The following is a 9,028-nucleotide window of genomic DNA, read 5'->3' as shown; positions in this document are numbered from 1 at the left end:
ACATCAATAAACCCTTTTTGCGTCGGATAGATGTATGGCATTGAGCCCCACCTACCGTCAATGGTGATCTCCTTGAGCTTCGCCCCGGTCCTTGAATCCAGAGATATTAGTCGATAGGCGGAGACGGGCCATTTGTCTTGGGTTGGTTGAGATGGTGCGAAGCCGGCGTCAAATACAGCGATGACACGATCGCCTGCAAAAGCGACCTGCCTTGTTGCGGCATATTCTGAGCCGGTGTTCATGGATTGCCATTGTTCCTCCTGTAGCGTTGTGGACCACAGTTCTTTTGCTTGCGGTACTGTCCTTGTCCTGCCAGACAAAGCGGCCATTGAAGGGCCGAAGAGGAGCAGGATGGCGATGGAGTTGGCGATTGTCAGGGAGCGAAGAAAGTTCAATTTGAAGAATGAGACGACAACCGCACTCAGCACGATGATGGTAGCGACGATGCTGACCCACTCCATGAATATCGAATGGTCGTGTAGCCCCAAGAAGAAGCAGATGGCCGCGAAGAGAAGGACGGAAACCGAAAGGCCAAGACTAAGAGCTCTGTGCTGGGGTTTACGCGCTGCAAAGCCGATGGCGGACGCCGACGGAACGACCCAGACCAAGGTTACGAGAAGGAAATCAAATTGGTGCGCGGTCTTGATTGTCGCACGCGGAGTGACGCCAATCGCCGTGAAAGCTGCGACAAGGGACCGATCCGGCCAAAGCATAAGGCCCATGAGGAGGATGAAGAGTATTAGGCTGGTCGCCGACAAAGTGCCTAGCACGAGAACCCAGCGCGCAGCTACTTTGAGACGGGCGTCCATTTGCGACGATTATAGGGCTGCGGCAGCAATTCAGCGAGTTTCAGTTTGTTAGGGTCAGTCCTTATAAACGCCGTTCTCGTCATGGATGCGTCTCAATTGATGCCAAATCGTCAAGGCGCTCATCGACTACGGATTGGTAACGGTTAGTCGGCTTGTGTTTACCAACTCTTCTCAAACGGTCACGCGGGGTGCTCAGCGGGATTTGGTTCTGCTGATGACGCGGTCGTAGTAGTCCTCGTAGATGGGGATGACGCGGGAGGCGCAGAAGTGGTCCTGCGCGGTCTTGCGGGCGGCTTTGGCCATGGTTTCGAGGCGATGTTTGTCGCGCAGGAGGGTAATGGCCGCGGTGGACATGGCTTCGACGTCGCCGACGGGGAAGAGCAGGCCGTTGCGCCCGTCGTCGATGAGCTCAGGCACGCCGCCGACGCGGGTGCTGATGGTGGGGACGCTGCAGGCCATGGCTTCGAGCGCGGCGAGGCCGAAGGACTCCATCTCGCTGGGCAGGAGCATGAGGTCGGCGAGCGGGAGGAGTTCGTTGACGTTGTCCTGTTTGCCGACGAAGTGGATGCGGTCCTGGATGTTGTGTTCGCGAGCGAGGTACTCGGCGTCGCTGCGGTCTGGGCCGTCGCCGATGAGCATGAGCCGCGAAGGAACGGCGCGGTTGACGCGGGCGAAGACCTCGACGACATCGTGAATGCGTTTGACGGGGCGGAAGTTGGAGAGGTGAACGAGGAGCTTTTCGCCGGGCGCGGCGAAGCGGGGGCGCATGGCGGTGAAGAGTTCGGGGTTGCGGACGTAGATGTCGCAGTTGACGAAGTTGCGGATGACTTCGATCTCGGATTGAATGCCGAAGGCCTCGCGGGTACGCTCGCGCAGATAGCTGGAGATGGCGGTGACGCCGTCGGATTGCTCGATACCGAATTTGGTGATGGGCAGGTAGGAACGGTCGAGGCCGACGAGGGTGATGTCGGTGCCGTGCAGGGTGGTGATGAAAGGGAGATGGTGGCCGCGTGAGGCGAGCATCTGGCGCGCGAGCAGGGCGCTGACCGAGTGAGGGATCGCGTAGTGGACGTGGAGGAGATCGAGCGAGTAGAACTCGGCCACCTCGGCCATGCGGGTGGCAAGGGCGAGGTCGTAGGGCGGGTGCTCGAAGAGCGGGTAGTTGGAGACGGCAACTTCGTGGAAGTGGATGTTGGCTTCGCGCCCGGTGAGGCGGAAGGGCGGCGAGTAGGTGATGAAGTGGATGTCGTGGCCGCGCGCGGCGAGTTCGATGCCGAGTTCGGTGGCGACGACTCCGCTGCCGCCGTAGGTGGGGTAACAGGTGATGCCGATCTTCATGGGTTCCCCTGTGTTTGGGCGTGAGGCTTAAGTGGGTGTAGAAAAAGTTCGCTTCTGTTGACTGGGGAGAAGCCCGGGGCTGAAGCCCCACGCTCATCCCCAAAAGCAACCTGAAGGTTTTTCAGCATTCTCTTATCGCCGATTCGCACCGATGACACGGATTTACAGTTCACTATGGATGATACGTAAGCAGGCGGTCCACGTCTCCGGTGGTTTGAGCGAGCTCTCCATAATGGATGAGGCGGGGGGCGTTTGGATGCAGAGTGAGGGCGGGAATCTCGGCCAGAAGGGCGGTGCGCTCGATGTCGCGGTGGGTGCGCAGGCGCGTGGTGATGCGGTCGAGGTCCGAGTCGTTGTAGCCGGGGTGGCAGCAGAGCTCGAAGGTGGCGGTGGCGGGCGGTATGGAGCGCAGGATAGTGTGCAGCGTGGTCTGGTCGAGATTGCCGGTGGCCGAGATGCCGATGGTCCCGTTGGTGGTGAGGATGCGGGCGCTGCTGATTTGGGGTTGGCGGTCGAAGCTGGTGTGGAAGCGGCGGAGGAGGCGGACTTGCAGGCGGCGCAGGGCGCTGCCGTGGTCGAGCGAGGCGCTCCAGTGTTGCTCGAAGGGATTGCGGACGGCGCGTATGCCTGCGCGTTCGGCGGCGCGGAGCAGAGGGCGCGTGACAGCAGGGAAGAGGTGCGTGTGTTTGTGCGTGTCGAGATGCGTGATGCGGATGCCGGCGGCTTGCAGCTTGTTGATCTGGGCGAGGGCTTCGCGTTCGATCTCGTCTTCGTGGACGTTGCCGCGCAGGAGGGCTTGTGCGAAGTCGAAGAGCGAGGGTCGGAAGGAGGCGCGGTCGCGGCCAAGGAGCGTGGGGATGGTTTCGGGTGGGGAGACGGGTTGGCCGTCGGTGAGGATGACGTGGCAGCCGACGCCGAGTGCAGGGTTGGCGATGGCGATGGCGACGGCGTCGTCGAATGCGGGGCCGGTGGCCATGAGGGTTGCGGAGGTGAGCGCGCCGGCCTGGTGGAGTTCGGCGATGGCGCGGTTGACGCCTGGGGTGAGGCCGAAGTCGTCCGCGTTGATGATGAGGCGGGGAGCCATGTGGATTGGAGGCCCGGCCGCTGGGCAGAAGGGTTTGGTGGGCAGTGAGGGACTCGAACCCCCGACATCCTGCTTGTAAGGCAGGCGCTCTAACCAACTGAGCTAACCGCCCGCTCTGCGCGGTGAAACCTGTTTCCAGTGTATGGGAGGCGGCGGGCTTCTTCAAACTGCTTGACAGCATGGCCGCCTGAATGTGTAGTAAAGATATTGGCGTGGTGAAGGAGTTCACCCTTAACCGCTGCTCCTCGATGATGGGGTGCAGATGATGACTCCTGACAGGGAACCCTGTCGCGGAGTCTTGCCCACGACATATCCCTGAAGAAATTTGTGAAGTGATCATCCTGAGCGAGATGCGCGGGGTGTGGCTTTGTGAGCGTTGAGAGATCGAGGGAGAACGACTTTGCTGAAATATGTTTATATCGCCATTGGAGGCGCGCTTGGTTCGCTGGCTCGCTATGGTGTGGGCGCGGTGGTGTCGGACCGGATGGGGACGAAGTTTCCTTATGGGACGTTCATCATCAACATTACGGCTTGCGTGATTATTGGTTTTTCGCTGGCTTATCTGGGACGCAGGACGGAGTTGAGCGCCGGTTGGCGATTTCTGATTCCCGTTGGATTTGTCGGGGCTTACAGCACGTTCTCTACTTTTGAGTGGGAGACTTTCTCGAAGTTGCAGGCTGGTGAGTTTTTTACTTCTTCGCTTTATGTGGTTTTGAGCATCGTGCTTGGGTTGGCGGCGGTGTGGTGCGGGGTGATGTTGGCGCGGGCGGTTGCGTAATTTCGCCTGGGCTGGCGTTCGGACGATCGCGCGCGCGGAAAATACGGGGGTCTCTCCACTCCGGCGGCTGAAAGCGCCGCCTGCGGTCGAGATGACGTGGGTTTGGGGGATGTTGGACCCCACGTTCATCCCAAAGCAGCCTGCCACACGACTGGTTATTCGCGGAAGAGGTGGTTGAGGATGGCGTTCATGACCGGGTCGATGACGACGACATCGGCGGGGTAAGACCAGAAGCCGATGAGGTCGCGTACCAGTTCGTTGACGCGCTTTTTGATGCCGTCGCGGAACATCTGCTGCTCTTCGCTGGGGAGCTGGCTGAGTTGCAGGCCGTTGAGCGTGCTGTCGATGGGGTTGGTGTGGGTGGGGGTGTAGCGGATGGGGCCGAGTTCGCCGGGCTCGCTAAGCGCGGGGTCGGTGAGGACGCCGCGGGCCACCATGCGTCCGCGGTCGTAATCGTGGACACGGTAGCGTTCGTCGAAGAAGCCGAGGAAGGCGGAGAGCTCGGCGCCGGCGAGCAGTTCTTCGGAGACGGCGACGCCGTAGATGCGCATGTAGTCGCGCCCGCCGAGGTTGGCGGCCTTCTCGAAGGCGAGGACGGTGTCGCGGAAGGCTTCGGCGCTGAAGGTGCCGGGGCCGAGCATCTCGATCTCTTCGTGGTACTGGTGCTCGATGCGGAGGCGAGCGTCGCTGAGGGTCTCGGGGCCGATTTTGGCGACGCGGCGGGCGCTGCCGTTTTTGGGTTGGGTGAAGAGGATTTTGAGCAGGCCGTCGGCGGTGCGCTTCAGGCTTGCACTCTTGAGTTCGCCGGAGCGTAGCTTTTCTGCGACTTCGGCGGCGCGGGCGTCGAGCAGGGCGATCTCCTTGTTCATCTCGACGGCTGCGACCCAGTCCTGAAACTCGGACTGGCCGAGCAGCACCCTGGCCAGTCTCCGCATGATGTGGAAGTAGTCGGCGTTGACCTCGCGGAAGCTGGAGTCGGCGTTGGAGTTCTTTCCGTGCGGCGAGACGAACATGAAGAAGCGGCTCTTGTTGTGCCAGTGGTGGTCGATGGCATCGACGAGTTTTTTGGCCATGCCGAGCGGCTCGTTCTGCAGGACGCCGCCGTCGGTGAAGGTGAAGCGCGAGGGATCGTCGGTCCAGGGTTCAAGGTTGCTCTTGGGATAGTCGGAGCGGCGGCGGTCCATCTCCTTGGCGCGAAAGGCCAGCGGATATGCGCCGCTGGCGACGGCGGCGTCGCGGATCTCCTCCCAGGTTTCTTTGTTGTCGGTGCCCTCGACGGAGACGACGCGGGTCAACTGGTCTTCGTGACGCGTGAAGACGAACTTGCCGCTGGGATGCATGTCGTAGCCGTAGTCCACGCCATTCATGTTGGTGAGGGTCATGCCGATTGAGATGGACCTGGCGGCGGCCACGTGGGTGATGGGCGCGGGTATCTCCCCGTCGGTGTAGCGCGCGGTGAGTGTTTCGGCGGCGATGCGTTCGACCATGTTCGAGGAGAAGATGGAGCGGAGTGCGGATTCGCTCTCAGGCGAGCCGTCGTCTACGGTGTTCATCAGGCCGGCGAGGTCGATCTGTTTGACCCACACGTTATAGAGCGGGTTATCGTAGGGTCCGCGAAACTCGTTGGCTGCGTAGAGCATCTTATGCGCGACGATGGCGGCGGTCATGCTGCCGGAGGAGGCACCGGTGAGCACGTCCACCTCGATGCGCTCGTGATCGAGCGTTTCGGGCGAGACGTTGTGCTGGTGGATGGCGTCGAGGACTTCGTAGAGGACGCCTGCTTCGTAGCTTCCCAGCGAGACGGCTCCCGCGATCGTGATTGCCAGACGCTTCGGCATGGCCCATGCTCTCAGCAGAAATTAGAGCATCTTCGCCGGGGCTGAACCATCACCCATGCGGGGAGGGAATAGCCCCAGTCACCTCTATTAGATGCGGGATGAGCGGACTGCCGTGGCCAGCTCGTGGAGGGCTTCGACGGTTTCGTCCCACCCGATGCAGGCGTCGGTGATGCTTTGGCCGTAGACGAGCTCTTTGCCGGGAACAAGCTTCTGCGCTCCGGCGACGAGATTGCTTTCGAGCATGACTCCGATGATGCGGCGGTCGCCTGCGGCGATCTGCCCGGCGACATCTTTCGAGACGAGGCTTTGGCGGGTGTGGTCTTTGTTGCTGTTGGCGTGGCTGCAGTCGATCATGACGTGTTGCGGGATGCCTGCCTTAGCGAGCTGTTTGCAGGTCTCTTCGACCGAGGCTGCGTCGTAGTTGACGGTCTGGCGTCCGCCGCGCAGGATGATGTGGCAGTCGGGGTTGCCGCTGGTGACGAAGATGGCTGACTGGCCGTTCTTCGAGTGGCCGAGGAAGTTATGGCTGTGGCCGGCGGAGACGATGGCCTCGATGGCAATCTGCACGTTGCCCGAGGTGCCGTTTTTGAAGCCGACAGGGCAGGAGAGGCCGGAGACCAGTTCGCGGTGGACCTGGCTTTCGGTGGTGCGGGCGCCGATGGCTCCCCAACTGACGAGGTTGGCGACGTATTGGGGCGAGATCATGTCGAGGAACTCGGTGCCTGCGGGCATGCCCATCTCGGCGAGGTCGAGCAGGAGGTGACGGGCTTTGCGCAGGCCGTCGTTGATGCGGAAGGACTCGTCGAGATAGGGGTCGTTGATGAGGCCCTTCCAGCCAAGCGTGGTGCGGGGCTTCTCGAAGTAGACGCGCATGACGATACACAGTTCGCGGGAGAGCTCGGCCATGACGCCTTTGAGGCGGGTGGCGTACTCGCGTGCGGCTTCGGTGTCGTGGATGGAGCAGGGTCCGACAACCACGACCAGGCGTGGGTCTTTGCCGGCGAGGATGTCGCAGATCTCCTGGCGCGCTTTGAAGACGGTGGCGGAAGCCTGCTCGGTGATGGGCAGCTCTTCTTCAAGGAAAACAGGAGGAAGGACAACTTTGGTCCACTTGATGCGCAGGTCGTCTGTGGGATAGAGCATGGTGTTCATTCGATGGAGGCGCCGGGCACGGTCGTGCGGCAAGGGGTGTCAAACCTTTCTTTGCTTAATTTTACAGCCTCGCCTGCCGTGGGTCAGTTAAGGGGCTGTGATTGGGGGGCGAAGATTGCGCCGGGGCTGCGGAAGGCTGTGGGATGAGGGTGTATGGGAACGGTATGCATTGACGCTGAAGGGGAGAGATGCGGGGATCTCTCCACCGCGGCGGCTCTTTGGTCGAGATGACGTGGCGTGGTGGTGGGCTGGGGAGGTGAAGCCGCGCCTTTTCAAAGCTGGACTTATTCGGAGTTCCTCTCGTAGCCGATGTTTTTGACGGCCTGTTGGCCGAGGCGGTCGGAGAGCTGTTTGAGATACAGGCTTGCCGGTGCAACGGGCTTGTCCTGCGATTCGATGATTCCTTGCGGGAGAGTGGGAGCACCGGTGCTATGGGGAAAAGTTGGCATACTTTCGAGCAACTGCTCGCCGCGATTGCCGATGGACCAGTTGGCAGCGCCGGGAGGCATCTGGATGAGGAATGATTTTGCTTCGCTGTTCCAGACGACTCCCCAGCCCATGGCCCAACCGTGGCCGGAGCCCATCTCGCCGCGGTTCATCAGGTCGATGCCGCCTTCGGGAACCTGGCAGTTATCAACCAGCATCCCGGTGGCCCAACGCTGGTGAGGTTGGATGTGGCCGTTGCCGTGGAAGACGCAGTTCAGCACGACGTTTGGGCCCTGTTCGCGCGGGCCGGTGGCGACGTAGAAGACGCTGTCGCCGGAGCCGCTGATGTGGTTGAAGAGGATCTGCGTGCCGTTGGCGGCGAAGTCGGCGGGTTTGGCCGCGCCCTGGATAGGTATGCTTTGGGTGACGTTGACGTTGTCCACGGTGATGCGGCGGGTGTCTTCGCCGATGCCGACAGCCTCGGTCGTATCGACGATGCTGAGGTTGCGCACCCAGCTATCGACGGCGCCCTTCATGCGCAGGCCGGTGAACTGCTTCTGGCTGAGCGTGATCTTTTGCGCAGGTGCGACGAGGCGCAGGCTCTCGATGCCTGTCTGTTCAATCTGGCCGGTGTGATTGACTTTGATGACGGTGGTGCCGCCTTCGCCGAGATACTTCGCGTTGTAGGAGTCAGTGAGTGGAACGTCGAGCTGGAGCTGATTGCCTTTGACGGCGGTGATTCTGCGTTCGGTCTTCAGCTCGCCCGAGACCCAGGTCTCTTTTTTGTCATTGCGCGAGAGGGCGTCCATGCCCATGAAGTGCAGCCATGCCGGGGTGACGGGCCGCACGATCTGGATGGTGTCGCCTGCCTTGAGGGTGGAGGCGTCGCGCACGGTGAATGACATGGCTCCGGCGGGAATGTAGGCGTCGGCGACGGGTATGGGTGCGCCTGCCGGGACGATGCTGCTCTTGCCGGTGATGGAAAACGCGAGGTGCGGCTCACCGGTCATTTCGATCTCGGTGCCGGATTCGTTTGCGCCGCTACCGCGCAGAACGACGCCGCTTGCCGCGATGGTCAGGGTCTGGTTGCAATGAAAGTGGCCGGGCGCGAGCAGGACTGCGCCTCGGATGCCGGAGGTGAGCGGCAGTGCTGAGACTTGATCGATTGCTTGCTGGATGGCTGCGGTGTCGTCGCCTCCGGACGGGTTGACGGTTTTCTTTGCCGGAAGTGAAGGGATGGCTACGCCGCCGCCCATGTATCCGGCGTATGAGAAATCGACGATGCGGTCGCCGGTTTTGAACTGGCGATAGACGAGTGCGCCGCCGGGGCCGGAGTAGACCCACTGACTGTGTGGGGCGGGCGGCTGCTTCGCCCAGCCAGACGGGGCGAGTAGCAGGCATGCGGATGCGAGAGAGAGAGGCAGCAGGCGGGGCGAGGGGCGAGTGGCAGCGCGCAAGGGCGGGTCTCCGGCTTGGGGCATGGTGGATTGTAGTAGTGCAGCGGTTCGGAAGTAGTTGCCATCATAGTCCTTTTTGTTATCAGTGAAAATAAGATTTCTCTGGCGGTAGAGTTTTGGGTTGATGCAAGGTGTTTCCGCGATGG

At 61.5% G+C, this 9,028-nt stretch carries 7 protein-coding genes, 1 tRNA gene and 1 riboswitch; of the genes, 1 reads left to right on the top strand and 7 read right to left on the bottom strand.

The window, feature by feature from the left end:
- From VFU66_RS00690 to VFU66_RS00675, 4 genes are all read right to left on the bottom strand, one after another.
- Positions 1–809, bottom strand: an 809-nt coding sequence (locus VFU66_RS00690; protein ID WP_326444299.1) for a hypothetical protein, incomplete at its 3' end; no start/stop codon positions are given.
- Positions 810–1,001: 192 nt separating this feature from the next.
- Positions 1,002–2,147: an N-acetyl-alpha-D-glucosaminyl L-malate synthase BshA gene (gene bshA / locus VFU66_RS00685; protein WP_326444298.1), complete on the bottom strand. Its 1,146-nt coding sequence runs from the start codon at positions 2,145–2,147 to the stop codon at positions 1,002–1,004.
- Positions 2,148–2,319: 172 nt separating this feature from the next.
- Positions 2,320–3,231, bottom strand: a complete 912-nt coding sequence (locus VFU66_RS00680) for a ChbG/HpnK family deacetylase (protein ID WP_326444297.1) — start codon at positions 3,229–3,231, stop codon at positions 2,320–2,322.
- 35 nt (positions 3,232–3,266) lie between these two features.
- Positions 3,267–3,343 (bottom strand) — tRNA-Val (locus VFU66_RS00675).
- A gap of 93 nt (positions 3,344–3,436) precedes the next feature.
- Positions 3,437–3,513, top strand: a riboswitch (Fluoride riboswitch).
- 118 nt (positions 3,514–3,631) lie between these two features.
- Between VFU66_RS00675 and crcB the strand changes: the two genes are divergently transcribed.
- Entirely contained in the window at positions 3,632–4,009 is a 378-nt protein-coding gene (gene crcB, locus VFU66_RS00670; protein ID WP_326444296.1) for a fluoride efflux transporter CrcB, read from the top strand.
- A gap of 155 nt (positions 4,010–4,164) precedes the next feature.
- Here crcB and VFU66_RS00665 read toward each other — a convergent pair whose 3' ends face one another.
- From VFU66_RS00665 to VFU66_RS00655, 3 genes are all read right to left on the bottom strand, one after another.
- Positions 4,165–5,847, bottom strand: a complete 1,683-nt coding sequence (locus tag VFU66_RS00665; RefSeq protein ID WP_326444295.1) for a patatin-like phospholipase family protein — start codon at positions 5,845–5,847, stop codon at positions 4,165–4,167.
- A gap of 87 nt (positions 5,848–5,934) precedes the next feature.
- The gene (locus tag VFU66_RS00660) at positions 5,935–6,990 is read right to left on the bottom strand and encodes a 3-deoxy-7-phosphoheptulonate synthase (protein WP_326444294.1); all 1,056 of its coding nucleotides are present in this window, start codon (positions 6,988–6,990) and stop codon (positions 5,935–5,937) included.
- A 293-nt stretch (positions 6,991–7,283) separates the two neighbouring features.
- Positions 7,284–8,882 carry a hypothetical protein gene (locus VFU66_RS00655; protein WP_326444293.1) on the bottom strand — a complete coding sequence of 533 codons (1,599 nt, stop codon included), beginning with the start codon at positions 8,880–8,882 and terminating at the stop codon, positions 7,284–7,286.
- Between the last annotated feature and the right edge of the window lie 146 nt (positions 8,883–9,028).

Source organism: Edaphobacter sp. (assembly GCF_035763405.1).
GTDB lineage: Bacteria > Acidobacteriota > Terriglobia > Terriglobales > Acidobacteriaceae > Edaphobacter.
The sequence above is the reverse complement of the archived record's forward strand: the minus strand, read 5'-3'. Positions and strand labels throughout refer to the sequence as shown.

Bases quoted from the DNA above. Each gene is read 5' to 3' on its own strand.
- VFU66_RS00665 (WP_326444295.1), bottom strand. From the start codon at position 5,847: ATGCCGAAGCGTCTGGCAATCACGATCGCGGGAGCCGTCTCGCTGGGA.
- VFU66_RS00680 (WP_326444297.1), bottom strand. From the start codon at position 3,231: ATGGCTCCCCGCCTCATCATCAACGCGGACGACTTCGGCCTCACCCCA.
- VFU66_RS00660 (WP_326444294.1), bottom strand. From the start codon at position 6,990: ATGCTCTATCCCACAGACGACCTGCGCATCAAGTGGACCAAAGTTGTC.
- bshA (WP_326444298.1), bottom strand. From the start codon at position 2,147: ATGAAGATCGGCATCACCTGTTACCCCACCTACGGCGGCAGCGGAGTC.